This window comes from Rouxiella silvae, assembly GCF_002093625.1.
In the GTDB taxonomy this organism is placed as follows: Bacteria; Pseudomonadota; Gammaproteobacteria; order Enterobacterales; family Enterobacteriaceae; genus Rouxiella; species Rouxiella silvae.
Map to the genome: position 1 here is coordinate 70945 of NZ_MRWD01000004.1, position 17904 is coordinate 88848.

The 17904-nt window shown below is 51.7% G+C and carries 19 protein-coding genes; 10 read left to right on the forward strand and 9 right to left on the reverse strand.

Annotated elements, in window-relative coordinates; genetic code table 11:
• The first annotated feature begins 159 nt into the window (after nucleotides 1-159).
• Nucleotides 160-1116, forward strand: coding sequence for a polysaccharide deacetylase family protein (locus BS639_RS02910; RefSeq protein WP_055773574.1), 957 nt, complete (start codon nucleotides 160-162; stop codon nucleotides 1114-1116).
• A gap of 1 nt (nucleotide 1117) precedes the next feature.
• Nucleotides 1118-2215 (forward strand): glycosyltransferase family 9 protein, encoded by a 1098-nt coding sequence (locus BS639_RS02915; protein WP_084982225.1) that lies wholly within the window; start codon nucleotides 1118-1120, stop codon nucleotides 2213-2215.
• Nucleotides 2216-2264: 49 nt separating this feature from the next.
• Here BS639_RS02915 and BS639_RS02920 read toward each other — a convergent pair whose 3' ends face one another.
• The 4 genes from BS639_RS02920 to rfaD are packed head-to-tail and all read right to left on the reverse strand — an operon-like array spanning nucleotide 2265 to nucleotide 6141.
• Nucleotides 2265-3167, reverse strand: coding sequence for a hypothetical protein (locus BS639_RS02920; RefSeq protein WP_055773577.1), 903 nt, complete (start codon nucleotides 3165-3167; stop codon nucleotides 2265-2267).
• Complete coding sequence (rfaC, locus tag BS639_RS02925) at nucleotides 3151-4137, reverse strand: lipopolysaccharide heptosyltransferase RfaC (RefSeq protein ID WP_084982226.1); 987 nt, start codon at nucleotides 4135-4137, stop codon at nucleotides 3151-3153. Before rfaC ends, BS639_RS02920 begins: the two co-directional genes overlap by 17 nt.
• On the reverse strand, nucleotides 4125-5186 hold the full coding sequence (gene rfaF, locus BS639_RS02930) for an ADP-heptose--LPS heptosyltransferase RfaF (protein ID WP_084982227.1): 1062 nt from the start codon (nucleotides 5184-5186) through the stop codon (nucleotides 4125-4127). The genes rfaC and rfaF overlap by 13 nt, the downstream gene beginning before the upstream one ends.
• Before the next feature lie 28 nt (nucleotides 5187-5214).
• Entirely contained in the window at nucleotides 5215-6141 is a 927-nt protein-coding gene (gene rfaD, locus BS639_RS02935) for an ADP-glyceromanno-heptose 6-epimerase (protein WP_084982228.1), read from the reverse strand.
• Nucleotides 6142-6382: 241 nt separating this feature from the next.
• Between rfaD and BS639_RS02940 the strand changes: the two genes are divergently transcribed.
• Complete coding sequence (locus tag BS639_RS02940) at nucleotides 6383-7579, forward strand: glycine C-acetyltransferase (RefSeq protein WP_084982229.1); 1197 nt, start codon at nucleotides 6383-6385, stop codon at nucleotides 7577-7579.
• 33 nt (nucleotides 7580-7612) lie between these two features.
• Nucleotides 7613-8635, forward strand: a complete 1023-nt coding sequence (gene tdh / locus BS639_RS02945) for an L-threonine 3-dehydrogenase (protein ID WP_055773589.1) — start codon at nucleotides 7613-7615, stop codon at nucleotides 8633-8635.
• A gap of 73 nt (nucleotides 8636-8708) precedes the next feature.
• On the opposite strand, the gene BS639_RS02950 is transcribed toward tdh, so the two are convergent.
• Nucleotides 8709-9653: a divergent polysaccharide deacetylase family protein gene (locus BS639_RS02950; protein WP_084982230.1), complete on the reverse strand. Its 945-nt coding sequence runs from the start codon at nucleotides 9651-9653 to the stop codon at nucleotides 8709-8711.
• Between the two features lie 56 nt (nucleotides 9654-9709).
• Nucleotides 9710-10945 carry a murein hydrolase activator EnvC gene (gene envC / locus BS639_RS02955; protein ID WP_324188005.1) on the reverse strand — a complete coding sequence of 412 codons (1236 nt, stop codon included), beginning with the start codon at nucleotides 10943-10945 and terminating at the stop codon, nucleotides 9710-9712.
• 424 nt (nucleotides 10946-11369) lie between these two features.
• On the opposite strand from envC, the gene BS639_RS02960 reads away from it, so the two are divergent.
• The 5 genes from BS639_RS02960 (at nucleotide 11370) to cysE (ending at nucleotide 14558) form a co-directional block, all read left to right on the forward strand.
• Nucleotides 11370-11801, forward strand: coding sequence for a rhodanese-like domain-containing protein (locus BS639_RS02960; protein ID WP_055773597.1), 432 nt, complete (start codon nucleotides 11370-11372; stop codon nucleotides 11799-11801).
• 40 nt (nucleotides 11802-11841) lie between these two features.
• A complete protein-coding gene (gene grxC, locus BS639_RS02965; RefSeq protein ID WP_055773598.1) occupies nucleotides 11842-12090 on the forward strand; it encodes a glutaredoxin 3 in 249 nt (82 codons plus the stop codon).
• A 67-nt stretch (nucleotides 12091-12157) separates the two neighbouring features.
• Complete coding sequence (secB, locus tag BS639_RS02970; protein ID WP_055773599.1) at nucleotides 12158-12628, forward strand: protein-export chaperone SecB; 471 nt, start codon at nucleotides 12158-12160, stop codon at nucleotides 12626-12628.
• Nucleotides 12628-13647 carry an NAD(P)H-dependent glycerol-3-phosphate dehydrogenase gene (gpsA, locus tag BS639_RS02975; RefSeq protein WP_084982231.1) on the forward strand — a complete coding sequence of 340 codons (1020 nt, stop codon included), beginning with the start codon at nucleotides 12628-12630 and terminating at the stop codon, nucleotides 13645-13647. The genes secB and gpsA overlap by 1 nt, the downstream gene beginning before the upstream one ends.
• A gap of 92 nt (nucleotides 13648-13739) precedes the next feature.
• Entirely contained in the window at nucleotides 13740-14558 is an 819-nt protein-coding gene (cysE, locus tag BS639_RS02980) for a serine O-acetyltransferase (RefSeq protein ID WP_055773601.1), read from the forward strand.
• 45 nt (nucleotides 14559-14603) lie between these two features.
• On the opposite strand, the gene trmL is transcribed toward cysE, so the two are convergent.
• Genes trmL through cpxR form a run of 3 tightly spaced genes read right to left on the reverse strand, consistent with a single transcriptional unit; the run spans nucleotide 14604 to nucleotide 17207 of the window.
• A complete protein-coding gene (gene trmL / locus BS639_RS02985) occupies nucleotides 14604-15092 on the reverse strand; it encodes a tRNA (uridine(34)/cytosine(34)/5-carboxymethylaminomethyluridine(34)-2'-O)-methyltransferase TrmL (protein WP_084982232.1) in 489 nt (162 codons plus the stop codon).
• A 46-nt stretch (nucleotides 15093-15138) separates the two neighbouring features.
• Complete coding sequence (gene cpxA, locus BS639_RS02990; RefSeq protein ID WP_055773603.1) at nucleotides 15139-16509, reverse strand: envelope stress sensor histidine kinase CpxA; 1371 nt, start codon at nucleotides 16507-16509, stop codon at nucleotides 15139-15141.
• Nucleotides 16506-17207 carry an envelope stress response regulator transcription factor CpxR gene (cpxR, locus tag BS639_RS02995; protein ID WP_055773604.1) on the reverse strand — a complete coding sequence of 234 codons (702 nt, stop codon included), beginning with the start codon at nucleotides 17205-17207 and terminating at the stop codon, nucleotides 16506-16508. Before cpxR ends, cpxA begins: the two co-directional genes overlap by 4 nt.
• A gap of 149 nt (nucleotides 17208-17356) precedes the next feature.
• Between cpxR and cpxP the strand changes: the two genes are divergently transcribed.
• Entirely contained in the window at nucleotides 17357-17851 is a 495-nt protein-coding gene (gene cpxP / locus BS639_RS03000) for a cell-envelope stress modulator CpxP (RefSeq protein ID WP_084982233.1), read from the forward strand.
• Nucleotides 17852-17904 lie beyond the last annotated feature (53 nt).

A 17904-nucleotide genomic window follows, 5' to 3' on the forward strand; every position in this document is an offset into this window, starting at 1 on the left:
AGACCGTTCTTGCCATGAGTTGAAAAATACCAAAGAATAGACAACAGAATGAGTTAATTGTTGTCGTAATACGAGTTAGTTTTAGTTTTCCCCAGAGGATGGCGGCGATTAATCAGAGTTGTGCCAAGAAAACTTCATTGCGTTTTGACCGAGCATTTTATGACTAAACCAGCATTTATCATCACGATCGACACCGAAGGCGACAATCTTTGGCAGAATCACGACAGCATCTCAACCGAGAATACTCGCTACTTGCCACGGTTTCAGGCGCTTTGCGAGAAATACGGTTTCAAACCTGTTTATCTCACCAACTATGAGATGGCAATGGATGCGCAGTACGTTGAATTTGCAAAAGATGTGATCCATCGCGGTACAGGCGAAGTCGGCATGCATCTGCACGCGTGGTACAGCCCGCCGCACCAGCCGTTGACTACTGATGATTGGCGACATAAGCCCTATCTAATTGAATATCCGAAAGATGTTATTAGAGCTAAGGTCGACCATATGACCAAGCTGCTGGAAGACTCTTTTCAGACTAAAATGCTCAGTCATCGTGCTGGGCGTTGGGCGTTTAATGAATATTATGCCTCGTTGCTGGTGGAGTACGGTTATCAGGTCGATTGTTCAGTAACTCCGCACGTCAATTGGGCATTCTCACCCGGTAATCCTGACGGTCAGGGGGGAACGGACTATCGACATTTCCCGCGTGAGGCCTATTTCATGGATGCCGAGGACATCAGCCGCCCCGGCAAGTCCTCACTGCTTGAAGTGCCGATGAGCATCCACCTCAAGCACTCGCCGTTAATGAACGGTTTGAAACAAGGTTATGATGCGCTACGCGGCAAAAAGCGCTCTCCTTCTGCGCTATGGTTGCGCCCTTCGGGCGGAAATCTTGAGAGAATGAAGCAGGTAGCGGCGAAGAGCCTGTCGCAGGGGCATGATTACGTTGAGTTTATGCTGCATTCGTCTGAATTTATGCCAGGCGGAAGTCCAACATTTAAAAACGAACAAGATATTGAAGGACTTTATCGTGACGTAGAGCAGCTGTTCAGTTGGCTGAGCGAGCGCACGGTGGGATTAACATTGGCTGAATATTATCAGCGGAAAGTAAATTAAGATGGCGAAGAAGTGGAAAACAGCGGTAGCAAATAAGTTTTTGCAGGCCTACACCCTTTTTGGTGGTCAACTAAAGCCTCGCGATTCGTTTGACTCAAAACGTATTTTTACCAGTATCGTTATCTATTCGACCACCGCGCTGGGCGACTTGATGTTCAATACGCCGGCGATCCGCGCCGTTAAAAATCGTTATCCGCACGCTTTTATTACGCTGGTTTCCAGTCATAAAAATAAAGGTTTGGTCGCTAAAAGCGCCTATTTCGATGACGTGGTTTATTGGGACGAAAAGGTTCGTGATATTACCGGTGTAGTAAAAGCGTTACGTGTAAATAAACCTGAGCTGGCAATTATTCTGCACTCGAAGCCGCCTTATGATGTGATAAGCGCGGTGCTGGCGGGCTGCGAGTACATTATTAAAGATGTTTACGGCGGTAAGCCGAGCGGCATTGAACGCTGGCTTGCCCACCCGCTCGCGAGTTTTGAAGGCCATTTAATTCAGAGAAAGCTCAACTTGGTTAAGCTGTTGGGCTGCGAAATCAGCAACACAGACATGTTTATTCCGGTTGATTTTCCGCCGATAGCCAAGGACAACGACAAGATAACTGTCGGCTTCCAGATGGGAGCTTCGGAAAAGCTGCGCTGCTGGCCGGTGGCGAAATTTGTCGAACTTGCAAAATCTTTGACAGCTCTCGGGCCACAGTATGAAGTCGTATTGATTGGCACCGAGAAAGAAAGAGGGCTCGAAGAGGAATTTCTCAGCGCCATGTCCGAGGCTGAAAAACAGCAAGTCATCAGCTATATCGCTAAAACCAGCCTGCCTGAGCTGTTGGGCATTATGAGGAATATGGACGTACTGGTGACCGGCGATACTGGCCCGCTGCATTTAGCCGTGGCGTTAAAGACGAAAACCGTCAGCCTGTTTGTGACCGCCGTGCCAAAGTACACGGGTCCTTATCAAGACCCCGATTTGCATCAGATTATGTGGGTACCCGCCGACGTAGAAAACTTGGATAAGACGATAAGCGAACAGCCGCTTTCCATTATTAGCAGCGAAGAAGTGCAGCAACGTATTGAGTCGTTAATAAAGCCTATTCTCTAGAACGATGCGCGGGGAGTAAGCACCCCCGCTGTTTTATCGGCGATGTAATCTAGAAAAAAACCTGGTGATAATCAGCTTTCTCGAAGATGTGGTTGGAAATAGCACTCTTCATCGAGAGATTGACCACCCTGATATTCTTCTTCTTCAATACGTGACTGGCGTGGGTAAATGCTGGAACAATCAGCTCATCCAGACTTTCTGCCAGAAAACTTGGCAGCTTGTTATTTTCTGACTCGTAGAATCTCGGCTGATTAAAGTTGTTCATATCCAGGCCGATAATATACATCTCGTTAAAACCTAAATATGCCGCAATCTGCAACGCCCAGTAGGCAACGGTTCCGGCGTCAAACACCCCGTGACGGATATCGGTGGTAAAGCCAATGTCCGGGCGATTTTCGGCGAAAGAGGTGCTGCGCACATTGGCGTAGCAACGACCCAGCTCAGTGGCCGGTATTTTGGGCTGGAATATTTTAAACGCTGCATCTTCAATCAGCGCCAAGGAACACTTGATTCTTGCCAGAGAAACGCGGTCTACAATACGGGCAATACCGTGCGCCGTCGTAAAGAGTGTTAACTTCGGGTCGGATACAATCTCGGCCACCATTTCTGGTCGCTTGTCTAAAAACCCCATGTCCACAATGACATAGAATTTAAAATCGACGGTGTTGTGCAATGACCATGCGCCGTTTAACCCCATGGTAGGAACCGGGGTCGGGCTTTTAAAGTGAATGTCTTTTACCGATGGCCCCGTGGCCGCCAGCATAACCGGGCCAGAGCAGGCACCTGCCAATGAGGCAAGGCTGACTATCGGGATCACCTGCCCACGAAAGTTGAGGCTAATAATTTCTCCGCTCGCCGCTCTGGAGATCCTCATATAGGGCCAAAGATTCTCGTTATGTCGAAACGGACGCTTGTGGGTGTAGCGATAGAGTTGTTTAAAAAAGGAACTCACGACTCAAACGCTCCCTATCCAGAAGTTTTTTTACCTGAGCAGCGCTGATATCTGCCATTGCGTTCCCCCGCTCAGGACGACATGTTGTCTGGTTTTGGCCGTAGCCTCCGATAAGACCGGGGTCTGTCGGTCCGTAAAGCGTGATATTCGGGCGGTCCAACGCGGCGGTCAAATGGCTTAACCCGGTATCGACCGAAACAACGGCCTGTGCTCCAGCAAGAATAGCCGCTACTTTTTCCAGACTCAACTTGGGCATAACCTCGACGTGCTCAAAGCCCTCAGCGAGGCGAAGTGCGCGATGGTACTCGTGGTCAGCCCCCCAAGGAAGTTTAATCTTTAGCGAGGTGTCAGCCAGAAGGCCAATCAACTCGCGCCAGTTCTCTTCCGGCCAATGTTTGTCTGCACGAGTCGTTGCATGCAGGAACACCAAATACTTTTCGGCCTCCTCTGGCAGATTGCTCAGAAAACGCGAAGCAATGGCGTAATCACCTTGCGTAGCAGGTTTTTCATAGCCAAGGCTTTTGGCAAACAGCTCGCGAGTGCGTTCAACCGCATGCTGCTTCTTATCAATATAGTGCTTTTTGTCATAAAACCAGCAGGCAAAGGGTTCACGGGCGCTTTTGCTGTCCATGCCGTGTTTTTCGCCTTTGGCCATTCTGGTCACTAACGCTGAACTTTTCACCAAGCCCTGAGCATCAATGATGATGTCATAGGTGCGAGATTGCAGAACACGCTTAAAGTCGCAGCGCTGTTGGCGGGTTTCTGAACCAAACCAATTTTTACGCCAGCGGCGGATAGCCACCGGGATCACGCGATCAACGGCAGGATGCCAGCTTGGAATTTGTGAAAACCCTTCCTCAACGACCCAGTCAAACTTGATGTCAGGGAAGGCCTGCATTGCATCGGTCAGCGCAGGAAGTGTATGTAAAACGTCACCCATTGAGGACGTTTTTACGATTAAAACCCGCATTCCAGCTCCTTTTTTGCTGCCAGGAGTTGTTGTAGCTCGCTGAAAACTTGAGTGGGTTGAATATCGATCAGACTCTGATGATAACCTTCAGCGGCGTCGCCTTTGCGCACTTTATGGTAGCCGGTAATCAGGCGAATCACCCGTGCCTGCGCACTGAGCGGCGGCGTAAAGTCTGGGCTGCTTGGGCCGTAAAGCGCGACCAGCGGCTTGTTTAATGCAGCAGCAACGTGCATCAGGCCTGAGTCGTTGGTAACGATGGCCTGACAGGCGGCAATCAGCACCACAGCCTGATCCAGCGACGTTTTTCCTGCAATATTTAAACAGAAATTCATCGCGGTAGGGGACAGCGCCTGGCGGATATCTTCGCCCGCGGCGTGGTCCTTGGCTGAGCCAAATAACACAATCTGGTAGCCCGCTTCAATAAGCATTGAGGCGAGCGTAGCATAATGATAATGCGGCCAGCGCTTGGCTGGGCCAAACTCTGCACCTGGGCAAAAGCCGACAATGGGGCGTTCGCCGGTTAAAGCAAATGACGCGCTGACGGTGGAAATTTCGGTTTGGTTCACTGCCAGCCGAGGCCAGAGTATCGGCTGCGGCAGGTCGGCAGCCGATTTAATTCGCGAAGCGTCATAGCCCAGCGCCGCGTAGCGCTGGACCATTAATGGAAACGCGTCTTTGTCGAGCTTACGAACATCGTTAAGCAGGCCATAACGCATTTCTCCCCGCCAGCCGGTACGCTTGGGAATCGAGGCGAAAAAAGGCACCAACGCCGACTTGAATGAGTTGGGTAACACAAAGGCCTGTTGATAGGCCTCTTTGCGCAGCGCAATACCTAAACGGCGGCGCTCTCCCAACTCGAGTGCACCGTGGCCCAGCGGCATTGCCAGAGCCTGATTGACCTCAGGCATCCTGTCGAGCAGGGGACGGCACCACGCGGGCGCCATCACGTCAATCTCGGCATGCGGATTGTTTGCCTTGATAGTACGGTACAAACTCTGCGACATCATCATGTCGCCCACCCAAGAGGGCCCAATGACCAGCGTTTTCATCTCGTTAACTTATTCCCTTAAATCTAACTTAACGATTAAGCCAGTTCATGTATTCGCTCACGCCTTCCGCCACCGTTTTAAACGGCTTGTCGTAGCCCGCAGCGCGCAGCTGGGTCATATCTGCCTGAGTGAAAGACTGGTAGCGACCTTTCAGTTTTTCAGGGAACGGAATAGTTTCGATTGAACCGGTTTTGTGGAAATCCACAACCGCATCAGCGACCGCCTTGAAAGATTCTGAACGACCGGTCCCGCAGTTGAAAATGCCAGATTTACCGTTCTGCCAGAACCACAGGTTTACCGCCGCTACGTCACCGACATAGATGAAGTCGCGTTTAAACTCTTCGCTGCCGGCAAACAGTTTTGGATTTTCGCCCGCTTTGATTTGGTTATTCAGATGGAAAGCAACGCTGGCCATGCTGCCTTTATGGCCTTCACGTGGGCCATAAACGTTGAAATAACGGAAACCGGTAATTTGCGATTCAGCGTGCGGCAGGATTTCACGCACGTACTGGTCGAACAGGAATTTGGAGTAGCCGTAAACGTTCAATGGCTGCTCGAACTTACGGTCTTCAACAAAACTGGTGTTTTGGCTGCCGTAGGTGGCGGCTGAAGAGGCGTAAAGGAAAGGAATGCTGCGATCCAGGCAGTAGTGAAGAATGTCTTTCGAATACTGATAGTTATTATCCATCATGTATTTGCCATCCCACTCGGTGGTGGAAGAGCACGCGCCCTGATGGAATACGGCGTCGATATCGCCCAGATCATCACCGGCAACGATGCTGGCGATAAACTCTTCTTTGTCTATATAGTCCGCGATATCCAGGTCGACGAGATTGACAAATTTAGTGCCATCTTTAAGGTTATCAACCACTAAAATATCACGATATCCCATATCATTGAGCGATTTGATAATATTGCTACCGATAAAGCCGGCACCGCCAGTGACGATAATCATGGGAATCACCTTAATATTAGTTTTTGACCGGACACCATGCCCCGTCAGTCAGTTGCGCATATCATAACACTTCATCAGCCTGCTAACATTGGTAAGCTATCTGATTAGTATCCGTTTACAAAAGCTTATTTCCTCCCGTGACATATGCTACAAAATTAACATTTACCTGCTCGAATCCTCGTTATTCCCCCGGCTAATTAGTAGTCTCTCTGTTGAATGCGTTATTTCAGGAGATAATCTCATGTCAGCTTCATTTTATCGTCGGTTGGAAGACGAAATCGATCAGGCACGTTCCGAAGGACTTTTTAAACAGGAGCGTATTCTCACCTCGGCGCAACAGGCTCAGGTCACATTAGCTGACGGCAGTCAGGCGCTGAATTTTTGCGCCAACAACTATTTGGGACTCGCTAATCATCCGCAGGTGATTGCCGCCGCCAAGTTGGGCATGGACCATCACGGCTTCGGCATGGCCTCGGTGCGATTTATTTGCGGCACTCAGGATATTCATAAAACACTCGAAAACAGGCTGGCCGAATTTTTAGGCATGGAGGACGCGATTCTTTACTCTTCCTGTTTCGATGCCAACGGCGGCCTGTTTGAAACGCTGCTCGGCGAAGAAGATGCCATCATTTCTGATGCGTTGAATCACGCCTCAATTATCGACGGAATACGGCTGTGCAAGGCCAAACGTTTCCGCTATGCCAATAATGACATGACCGAGCTGAAAGCCTGTCTGCAGAAGGCCAAAGACGCCGGTGCCCGCCATATTTTGGTGGCGACCGACGGCGTGTTTTCGATGGACGGCGTAATAGCCAACCTGCGCGGCATCTGTGACTTAGCCGAGGAGTTTGGTGCGCTAGTGATGGTCGATGACTCTCACGCAGTGGGATTTGTGGGTGAGCAGGGTCGTGGCAGCCACGAATACTGCGAGGTGATGGGGCGAGTCGACATCATCACCGGTACGCTCGGTAAAGCTATGGGCGGCGCATCGGGCGGCTACACGGCGGCACGCACGGAGGTAGTCGAATGGCTGCGTCAGCGTTCGCGTCCGTATCTGTTCTCAAACTCGCTGGCCCCTTCAATCGTGTGCGCCTCACTGGCGGTATTGGACCTGCTGGAGCACGGCGGTGCGCTGCGTCAGCAGCTTTGGGACAACGCCCGTCTGTTTCGTCAGAAAATGTCGGAAGCTGGGTTTGAGCTGGCCGGTGCCGATCACGCCATTATTCCCGTGATGCTGGGTGATGCACAGCTAGCGCAGCAGTTTGCCAGCCGATTGCAGCAGAAGGGCATATTCGCTACCGGATTCTTCTACCCGGTGGTGCCTCGCGGACAGGCGCGCATCCGTACGCAAATGTCGGCAGCGCACACTACAGAAAACATAGAACAGGCAATCGACGCCTTTATCACTATCGGCAAAGAGCTGGGCGTTTTGGCGTAAGTCTGTCTTTTTCGCAGTAACCGAGGAATTTTTATGAAAGCATTGGCCAAGCTTTTTCCAAAACAGGGTATCTGGATGACCGAATCTCCGGTTCCTGAGTTGGGTCATAACGACATCATGATAAAAATCCGTAAAACGGCGATTTGTGGTACGGACGTGCATATCTATAACTGGGATGAATGGTCGCAAAAAACCATTCCAGTGCCGATGGTCGTGGGGCATGAGTACGTTGGCGAAGTCGTGGCCATCGGGCAGGAGGTAAAAGGCTTCAATATTGGCGACCGCGTATCAGGAGAAGGTCACATTACCTGCGGGCATTGCCGTAACTGCCGCGGTGGACGCACGCATCTTTGCCGCAACACGCAGGGCGTCGGCGTCAATCGACCGGGGGCTTTTGCCGAATATCTGGTGATCCCGGCGTTTAATGGTTTTAAAATACCTGACAACATTTCTGATGATCTGGCGGCCATTTTTGACCCGTTCGGCAATGCGGTTCACACCGCGCTGTCTTTTGATTTGGTGGGGGAAGACGTGCTGGTGTGCGGCGCGGGTCCTATCGGTATTATGGCGGCGGCTATCTGTCGTCACGTCGGTGCAAGACACGTTGTTATCACTGACATGAATGAGTATCGCCTCGACCTTGCGCGCAAAATGGGCGTGACGCGCGCGGTAAACGTCAGCAAAGAGAACCTCAGCAGCGTAATGAGCGAGCTGGGCATGACGGAAGGGTTTGACGTCGGCCTAGAGATGTCCGGGGCGCCACCGGCCTTTCGCACCATGCTCAATGCCATGAACCACGGCGGGCGTATTGCGCTGCTGGGTATTCCGCCTTCTGATATGTCGATCGACTGGAATCAGGTGATTTTCAAAGGATTGTTTATCAAAGGGATTTATGGCCGCGAGATGTTTGAAACCTGGTACAAAATGGCGGCGCTGGTGCAGTCTGGGCTGGATTTAACACCGCTGATTACCCATCACTTTGACATTGATGATTTTCAGCAGGGATTTGACGCCATGCGCTCCGGGCAATCGGGAAAGGTGATTTTAAACTGGTAACAGGTTTAGCAAAAAAAGGGGCCAGCTTATTTGCTGGCCCGAGATTGACTGACTCAAATATTTATCGAGCCGTCTAGCGTTTAGGCGGCTCGGCGATGGGAGGCGGCGTTTGCAACAACTGCGGTGCCACCTGTTCAGGAGCCTTTCCCCATCCGCTAAACTGGCGTTCTACAAAGTTAACCAGTGACGAATTCTTGATACTGTCACCCAGCACCTCAAACATTGCTCCGGCATAAACCGGCGGCACTTTCTGTTTGAGTGGGCAACTCGCGATCCCTTTCGCTTTAGATTTCGGTTTTACCGGTTTAACGGGCTGCGGCGTTGGCACAGGCCGCGGATTATGACTCACGGTCGCATTAAGCAAATCACTCGGACGCACCAGCTGAATGTCTGACGGCAGATTGGCCAGCTCTTGCTGCACGGCCGCTACGGTGCTTGGATGCGGATGGCCAATAGCGATAGCAAAGCCATTGCGACGCGCAAGGGCAATCGCCCGCTGGAACTGATGGCGAATCTCAGCGTTGTTTTGCACGTCGTCCAGGAACACGTTGCGTTTAATCACTTTAACCGACGTGCCCTGTGCCGCCTGAACCGACTTAGTGCCTGCAATGGTCATGCTGTCGAGGAAAAACAGATGGTGCGGCGCCATGGCCTGCATGACATTTTGCATGCCGCTCAGGCTCGAGGTCATTTTACTGCCCTGATGATTATTGATGCCCACGGCGTAAGGGATACTGGCAATCGCTTGGTCAACGATACGCTTGACCTCCTGGCTGCTCATATCCGGCGTCAGAGTGTTTTTCTCGAGGGGCTGCTTACTGATTGGCTGCATCGGTAGATGGATAAGAATTTCGCGGCCCTGTTGGTGGGCCTTCTGCATCATCTGCTGCGAGTCCGGCGCATTGGGGAAAATGGCAATCGACACATTGATTGGCATTTTTAACACCTGATTTTCGTTCTTCGCCTGATAGCCAAAATCATCAAATAAAATGGCTAATTTGGCTGCCTGAACATTCATCGTGAAGACCAGCGCACCGCATAACGTCGCTAAACGTCTCTTTTTATATCGCAATGTTATTTTCCCAACCACGGCTGTGGGTTAACGGCCTGACCTTGACGACGAATTTCGAAGTAAAGAGCAGGCTGACCTTGACCACCACTGGTGCCCACTTGTGCAATGGGTTGGCCGGCTTTCACCTGCTGACCCACATTCACCAGTGCGCTCTGGTTATATCCATACAGGCTCATGTCACCTTTGCCGTGATCGATAACCACAACCAGGCCATAACCCTGCAACCAGTCTGCCAGCAGCACGCGTCCATCGGCGATGGCTCTTACATCACTGCCCTCACGGGCCGCAATAACAATACCTTTATAACGAAGCTCACCCTGCAGCTCTTCACCAAAGCGATGCTGTACGGCACCGCGAACCGGCCAGATGTCCTGTCCAGCAGGACGTCCAAGCCCACCTGTACGCGATACCAGCGCCTGCTCGCTCTGCGTCGGCTTGTAGGTTGAACCTTTTGATTTTGCTTGCTGTTCTTTCGCTTTAACGGCGGCGGCTTCGCGCGCTTCCTGTTCTGCTCGGGCGCGGGCGGCGCGTTCTGCAGCGGCAATTTTATCCTGTAGGCGCGTCTGGTTAGCGCGCAGCTCAACCAGGCTCTGCTCATCTTTTTGCAGCGAGGATTCAAGCGAGGTCAGCGTTTTTTGTCGTGCTACGCGCGCCTGTTCGAGTTTTTGCTGCTGAGTTTGCTGCTCTGAAAGCGCAGATTTTTGCTGTACTTGCTTCGACTGTAGTGTCACGCGCTGTGAAGCCAAATCACTGCGGGTTTTTTTCAATGCGTCGATATTCTGCTGACGAGCCTGATTGAAATAGCTGAAGTAGGCCAGAATACGCTCACTGCGCTGGCTCTCTTCGCCGCTCAAAATTAGCTGTAGCCCGCTTTGTTTGCCAAGCCTGAAGGCAGCGTCGAGCTGTTTGGCCAGAATGCTTTCCTGCGTTTTCTGTTGTTTTTGCAGTTTTTCGATCGAGGCATTCAGGCTGGTGATGTCTTTATTTAAGCTGGAGAGGGTCGATTGTGTATCACGCAGCTTGCGGCTTGCGGCGGCGATGATTTTTTCCTGGGACTGGAGTTGGTCGAGCAGAGACCCGCGCTGCAGCTTTTGGGCCTTAACGCTCTTCTCCTTTTCAGCGATGCTTTGCTGAATGTTCTTGAGTTGGTCCTTGTTTTCATCGGCAAAACTGTACCGGGGATGAACCAGCAGTGCACCGCAGACTAGCAGGGCAGAGCCGGAAAGGACGTTTCTCATCAAACTGTAATAGATAGATTTGCTCAAACTTTTTCCCGCTTGTCGACCCAGGATGATAGACAATTTGATCCCTATTGCCTTTATCGTAACACTAATCAACAACATGATGCGCTGATGCCAAGACAAAAAAAGTGTATCGCGAGATGCAAATAGGTCTTTCTAGAGTGTAGAACACCGCGACTGTAAAGTGGCTATGATCAAACAAAGCGCGGCTGGGCGCGTATCTAAGCTGACATCGGCAACGACAGAGCGGGTTGTGTAAAGATGAATACCCAGAAATATTTAGCGCCATCCCCTTGAATTTTTCGGGATGTGCCTCAGTTTAAGGTAATTGGCGGCGCATTCGGGCTGTAATTGCGCAAGACGCAGGGTATACTCGTGAGCCTTGAATTTTCCCCCTAACTGACGGGAGTTGTTACACCCCATGCAAGAAATTATGCCATTCGTTAGCGCGCACCCGGTTCTGAGCCTGGCGTGGGTTGCACTGCTGATAGCGGTGATTTTCACGACTGTGAGAGCGCGTTTCTCCAAAGTGAAAGAAATCACCCGCGGTGAAGCAACACGTCTTATCAACAAAGAAGAAGCCGTGGTCGTTGACGTTCGTGCTCGCGAAGAGTTTCGTAAAGGTCACATCTCTACTTCAGTGAATCTGCTCAGCGCAGATATCAAAAGCAACAATCTGGGCGATCTTTCCAAGCATAAAGCGCAGCCCGTGATTGTTGTGTGTGCAAACGGACAGTCTGCCCGTTTAGCTGCAGAAGGTTTAGTCAACGCCGGTTTTGAACGCGTTTACAGCCTGAAAGAAGGTATTGCAGGCTGGAGCGGCGAGAATCTGCCTTTGGCCCGCGGTAAGTAAGAATAATCTCTATCCTAATACCATGATTCCGAGGTGCGAAATGGCTAAGATTGTAATCTTCACAAAAGCGACGTGTCCTTATTGCCACCGTGCTAAAGCCTTGCTCAACAGCAAGGGCGCAGCCTTTGACGAAATTGCTATCGATGGTGATGCGCAGAAGCGTGAAGTGATGATTGAGCGCAGTGGTCGTACGACCGTGCCTCAGATTTTCATCAACGGTCAGCACATCGGTGGATGCGACGATTTACACGCACTTGATGCCCGCGGCGGTCTTGATTCTCTGCTTTGACAGAGGTGCGCGTGATGCGCAACGCGGGTATTTTAAGGATTATTATTAACTTAAGGGTATTATTTTAATGTCAGAACAGAACAACACCGAGATGACTTTCCAGATCCAGCGCATTTACACCAAAGACATCTCTTTTGAAGCGCCAAATGCTCCACAAGTTTTCCAGAAAGAGTGGGAGCCAGAGATTAAACTGGATCTGGATACCGCTTCAAACCAGCTGGCTGAAGGCGTGTATGAAGTTGTCCTGCGTGTGACCGTTACCGCGTCTGTGGCAGAAGAAACTGCATTCCTGTGCGAAGTTCAGCAAGGCGGCATCTTCTCTATCGAAGGCATTGACGGTACTCAGATGGCGCATTGCCTGGGTGCATATTGCCCGAACATTCTGTTCCCTTATGCGCGTGAGTGCATCACCAGCCTGGTTTCACGCGGCACATTCCCGCAGCTTAATCTGGCACCGGTAAACTTTGACGCTCTGTTCATGAATTATCTGCAACAGCAGGCGGAAAGCGAAGGTGCACAGCCACATCAGGATGCCTGATGAAAACTGTCAATGCTTCAATGACCGTTATCGGTGCCGGCTCGTACGGCACCGCTTTAGCTATTACCCTTGCCAGAAATGGCCATCCTGTGGTGCTGTGGGGGCATAACGCCTCGCATATTCAGGCACTTCAGGCCGCTCGCTGTAATCAGGCATTTCTGCCGGATGTGACCTTCCCCGATACCTTGATTCTTGAAACCGATCTTTCGCGCGCAGTGGCGGCAAGCCGCGACGTGCTGGTGGTGGTGCCGAGTCACGTTTTCGGCGATGTTCTTCGTCAAATTAAGCCATTTTTACGCGCTGATGCCCGCATTGTCTGGGCGACTAAGGGTCTGGAAGCAGAAACCGGTCGTTTACTGCAAGACGTCGCGCGGGAAGAGTTGGGTGAAGCTATCCCTCTTGCCGTGGTATCTGGGCCAACCTTTGCCAAAGAACTGGCCGCGGGTATGCCGACCGCCATTGCGCTGGCCTCAACCGACGCGCAGTTTGGTGAAGACCTGCAGCAACTGCTGCACTGTGGAAAAAGCTTCCGCGTTTACAGCAATCCTGATTTTATCGGCGTTCAGCTTGGCGGTGCGGTGAAAAACGTCATTGCCATCGGTGCAGGTATGTCCGACGGTATTGGTTTCGGCGCCAACGCCAGAACAGCGTTAATTACTCGTGGGTTGGCTGAAATGACCCGCCTGGGCACTGCGCTGGGGGCCTCTCCTTCAACGTTCATGGGCATGGCAGGATTGGGCGATTTGGTGCTAACCTGCACGGATAATCAATCACGCAACCGCCGCTTTGGTATCATGCTGGGCGAAGGACATGACGTGCAGAGCGCTCAGGACAAGATAGGCCAGGTGGTTGAAGGTTACCGTAACACCAAAGAGGTTCGCGCATTGGCGCAGCGTGTTAACGTTGAGATGCCCATTACCGAACAAATCTTTCAGGTGTTGTATAACGGTAAAGACGCGCGAGAAGCAGCAATTAGCCTGTTAGCCCGAGCCAGTAAAGACGAGTCAGACAGTCGCTAACGTCGTTTCGCACATCCTGCCAGTGAAGTCAGGCGGGTAGGGCTGCTATTCTCTGTTGAAGAGCTTTATTTAATTCGCTGTAAGGAATGATGATGTCGTCAGAAGAGTTAGAACTGGTCTGGAATAGCATAAAATCAGAAGCGAGAGCGCTGGCTGAGTGTGAACCTATGCTGGCAAGTTTTTTCCATGCGACATTACTCAAACACGAAAATCTCGGCAGCGCTTTGAGCTATATTCTGGCCAACAAGCTCGGCAGCCCAATTATGCCGGCTATTGCCATCCGTGAGGTGGTTGAAGAAGCCTACCGCAACGATGAGCAAATGACTCTGTCAGCCGCGCGCGATATTCTTGCCGTACACTCGCGTGATGCGGCGGTAGATAAGTACTCGACGCCGCTACTCTACCTCAAGGGGTTCCACGCGTTGCAGGCTTATCGCATCGGTAACTGGCTGTGGAAGCAGGACCGTCAGGCGCTGGCAATCTATTTCCAGAATCAGATTTCCGTCACCTTCGGTGTTGATATTCATCCTGCTGCGCGTATTGGCTGTGGGATCATGCTCGACCATGCTACCGGCATCGTTATTGGTGAAACCGCTGTGGTTGAAAACGACGTATCGATTCTACAGTCCGTGACGTTGGGCGGAACAGGTAAAACCGTGGGCGACCGTCATCCTAAAATTCGTGAAGGGGTGATGATAGGTGCGGGTGCCAAGATACTTGGCAATATTGAAGTTGGCGCTGGCGCGAAGATTGGCGCCAATTCTGTCGTGTTGCAGTCCATTCCGCCACACGTTACCGCCGCAGGCGTGCCGGCTCGCATCGTGGGTCGCCCTGAGAGTGAAAAGCCTTCAATGGACATGAATCAGTACTTCAACGGTACGCAGGGCTTCGAGTTCGGCGACGGCATTTAGCTTCTCGGCGGCATGCGTTCGCATGCCGTTTCAATGTTTAGAAATTCAGGCGTTACCCGGCAATTCTTTAATCACCGCGCCCGGGTAACCTAACTGCCTCCAAGCCTCGTACACCACCACTGAAACTGCATTAGACAGGTTCATGCTGCGGCTGTCTGGCTGCATCGGAATGCGGATTTTTTGCTGTGGCGGCAGATTATCGAGAATTGTAGCTGGCAGACCGCGGCTTTCAGGTCCGAATAGCAGGAAATCATGGTCCTGATACGAGACAGCGCTGTGCGCCGGCGTGCCTTTGGTGGTGAGTGCAAACAGACGCTGAGGGGACTCACTGGCGAGAAACGCGTCATAGTTTTCATGATGCTTGATGTTGGTGAACTCGTGGTAGTCCAACCCTGCACGGCGCAGGCGCTTGTCGTCCCAGGCAAAGCCCATCGGTTTAATCAAATGCAACTGACAGCCGGTATTGGCACAGAGCCGAATAATATTGCCGGTGTTAGGTGGAATTTCTGGTTCAAATAAAACGATATTAAGCATACTACCTGCGCCCCCTTTCTCTTGAGGGACGCAGAATAGCAGAATCTTATCGTTGCTGCAGCGGCAGCCAAATAATCAGACGCAGACCGCCCAACGGACTGTCCTCGGCTCTTACCCAGCCACGGTGTTGCTGTACCGCCGTTTCTACGATTGCCAGCCCAAGTCCGGTACCGCCTGACTCGCGGTCACGTGCTTCATCTGTGCGATAGAACGGACGGAAAATCTGCTCACGATCTTCTTCACTGACGCCCGGGCCGTCATCATCCACCATGATGGTGATGCCATCACTGTCGGCGGTGAAGTTAACCGCAATGTGATGATGAGAATAGCGCAGGGCGTTGCGAACAATATTTTCAAGCGCGCTGTCGAGGGCGTTAGGATTACCAATCAGCTTCCACGGCCCCGGAGGCGCGGTGACTTCAAGGGTTTTCCCCACTTGCTCGGCTTCAAACTGCGCGTTGTCGATTACGTCCGCCCACAGCTCATTGGCCTTGAGCTGCTCACGAGTGAGCTCATTCTTGTGCTGGCTGCGCGATAGCACCAGCAGGTCGTTGATCATACCGTCGAGTCGCTGTGCTTCCATTTCAATGCGCTGCAGCTCTTTGCCTTCGCCGTGACGACGACGTAGCAGCGCGGTCGCCAACTGCAGGCGAGTCAGTGGCGTACGCAGCTCGTGCGAGATGTCTGAAATCAAACGCTGCTGGGCCGTAACCATGCGCTCAAGCGCGCTGACCATCTGGTTAAAGCTGGCTCCGGTGGCTAAGAACTCCTGCGGGCCAGATTCAAGTTCAGGGCGCTGCCTTAGATTGCCGCGCGCCACGTCGTCAGCCGCATTTTTCAACTGACGCGCAGGTTTGGCAAGGCTCCACGCCAGCCAAAGCAGCAGCGGTGCACTGATTAACATGGTGACAATCAGCAGCAGCAGTGGGCGGTCAAACATCAGATTGATAAAGTCAGACTGCGCGCTTCCGGCCGGTCTAATCAGATACAGCTGGTAGTTGTCTTCACCGTCACGAACGGCGAAGGGGCCCACCATTTCAACCCGACCGTATTTCTTTTTCTTAGGACGATCGGAGTTATCGGACTGGCCGATAAAGTTGCGCACGATTTGCATTTCGTTGCGCTGAGCGCCAATCACCCGACCTTCGCTGGTCACCAGCAGTAAGCGCTGGCCCGGCGGAGCCCATTTGTCGATAGCACGAAACAGCCTGCGCCACCACATCAGGTCATTTGCCGGATCGCCCGCGAGTTCTGCCTCAACGTGTTGCTCAATCATCAACCCCTGACGCTGCTCGCTGTCGAGCAACGGGGTTATCTGACGTGAGTCGAGCTTCGGAACCATCAAAACCAACATGAGAACCAGCGCGAGCGTGAACCAGAAAATGGCAAAAATACGCGCGGTAAGGCTGTTGATCATGTAGCGGATACCATCAAGTAACCGCGGCCACGCAGCGTTTTAAACCACGGATGCCCGTCTTGGCGGTCCGGCAGCTTTCGACGCAGGTTGGAAATGTGCATGTCGATAGCGCGGTCGAAAGGGGTAAGGCGCTTACCCAGCACTTCCTGGCTAAGGTGCTCACGTGACACCACCTGACCCAAATGCTTGGCCAGCAGGTAGAGCAGGGTAAATTCGGTGCCGGTCAAATCGAGAGGCTGCCCGCTAAAGCTGGCTTCCTGACGGCCCGGATTCAGCTGCAAGCCATCGACCTCCAGCGTCGGTGAACTGTTAGTTTCTCCCGCCTGCTGCTGCTCGCTCCAGTTAGAACGGCGCAGCATGGCGCGTATACGCGCGACCAGCTCACGATCGTTAAACGGTTTAGGCAAGTAGTCGTCTGCGCCGAGCTCGAGCCCCAGCACCTTGTCTAGCTCGCTTCCGCGCGCCGTTAACATAATCACCGGCGTTTGATGGCGCTGGCGTAATTCTTTAAGGGTTTCAATGCCATTTTTCTTTGGCATCATGACGTCGAGCAGCAACAGGCCGATGCTGCTGTCCAGTTTTTCTAACGCCTGTTCACCGTCGTAGGCAACTACAACGCTAAAGCCTTCTATTTCAAGCAGTTCTTTCAAAAGTGAAGTCAGTTCACGATCGTCATCAACTAACAAAATTTTATTCATTATGATTACCTCTAGACGCAAAATACGTCATCAATTGCCGCTATTCCATGACTTTACGTAGTTTTACATGCACTGACGCTAGTTTGCAGCTCCAGGGTTAGACTGCTTTTCAATGATTCGCTTAGTGCGAAAGAATATAGGAGTTCGTGATGTGTAAGGTAGCTGCAATGATTATGGCCTCAATGCTTGCACTTAGTTCAAGTGTTGCGTTAGCAGAAAGCGCTAAATCGATGCCTGCAGATACTTTAGCTCATGATGGCAACATGTTGGACAGACGCAACACAATGTTCGATGGAATTAATTTAACCGAACAACAGCGCCAGCAAATGCGCGATCTGATGCATCAGGCACGAAAAGATTCGCCGCAGATCAATTTAAAGCAAATGGAAACCATGCATGAGCTGGTGACCGCAGAGAATTTTGATCAGGCAGCCGTTAGGGCACAGGCTGAAAAAATAGCGCAGGAGCAGGTCGATCGCCAGGTAGAAATGGCGCGCATTCGTAACCTGATGTTTAATCTTCTCACGCCGCAACAGAAAGAAATACTTAACCAGAAGCACGAGCAGCGTATGCAGGTCCTCGCCACCCAAATTTCTGGTCTACAACCGACTTCTACCCAGAAGCCCGTAATCAGTACCCAGTAGTTACGCTGTAAGAGTAAATCACATCTTTTCCTTGCCATAGACACAAACCCTGT

Excerpts from the sequence above, each read along its gene's own strand:
- BS639_RS02910 (WP_055773574.1), top strand. The coding sequence starts at position 160 with ATGACTAAACCAGCATTTATCATCACGATCGACACCGAAGGCGACAAT.
- BS639_RS02915 (WP_084982225.1), top strand. The coding sequence starts at position 1,118 with ATGGCGAAGAAGTGGAAAACAGCGGTAGCAAATAAGTTTTTGCAGGCC.
- rfaC (WP_084982226.1), bottom strand. The coding sequence starts at position 4,137 with ATGCGGGTTTTAATCGTAAAAACGTCCTCAATGGGTGACGTTTTACAT.
- rfaF (WP_084982227.1), bottom strand. The coding sequence starts at position 5,186 with ATGAAAACGCTGGTCATTGGGCCCTCTTGGGTGGGCGACATGATGATG.
- rfaD (WP_084982228.1), bottom strand. The coding sequence starts at position 6,141 with ATGATTATCGTCACTGGCGGTGCCGGCTTTATCGGTAGCAATATTATC.
- BS639_RS02940 (WP_084982229.1), top strand. The coding sequence starts at position 6,383 with ATGTCAGCTTCATTTTATCGTCGGTTGGAAGACGAAATCGATCAGGCA.
- tdh (WP_055773589.1), top strand. The coding sequence starts at position 7,613 with ATGAAAGCATTGGCCAAGCTTTTTCCAAAACAGGGTATCTGGATGACC.
- BS639_RS02950 (WP_084982230.1), bottom strand. The coding sequence starts at position 9,653 with ATGAATGTTCAGGCAGCCAAATTAGCCATTTTATTTGATGATTTTGGC.
- envC (WP_324188005.1), bottom strand. The coding sequence starts at position 10,945 with ATGAGAAACGTCCTTTCCGGCTCTGCCCTGCTAGTCTGCGGTGCACTG.
- BS639_RS02960 (WP_055773597.1), top strand. The coding sequence starts at position 11,370 with ATGCAAGAAATTATGCCATTCGTTAGCGCGCACCCGGTTCTGAGCCTG.
- grxC (WP_055773598.1), top strand. The coding sequence starts at position 11,842 with ATGGCTAAGATTGTAATCTTCACAAAAGCGACGTGTCCTTATTGCCAC.
- secB (WP_055773599.1), top strand. The coding sequence starts at position 12,158 with ATGTCAGAACAGAACAACACCGAGATGACTTTCCAGATCCAGCGCATT.
- gpsA (WP_084982231.1), top strand. The coding sequence starts at position 12,628 with ATGAAAACTGTCAATGCTTCAATGACCGTTATCGGTGCCGGCTCGTAC.
- cysE (WP_055773601.1), top strand. The coding sequence starts at position 13,740 with ATGTCGTCAGAAGAGTTAGAACTGGTCTGGAATAGCATAAAATCAGAA.
- trmL (WP_084982232.1), bottom strand. The coding sequence starts at position 15,092 with ATGCTTAATATCGTTTTATTTGAACCAGAAATTCCACCTAACACCGGC.
- cpxA (WP_055773603.1), bottom strand. The coding sequence starts at position 16,509 with ATGATCAACAGCCTTACCGCGCGTATTTTTGCCATTTTCTGGTTCACG.
- cpxR (WP_055773604.1), bottom strand. The coding sequence starts at position 17,207 with ATGAATAAAATTTTGTTAGTTGATGACGATCGTGAACTGACTTCACTT.
- cpxP (WP_084982233.1), top strand. The coding sequence starts at position 17,357 with ATGTGTAAGGTAGCTGCAATGATTATGGCCTCAATGCTTGCACTTAGT.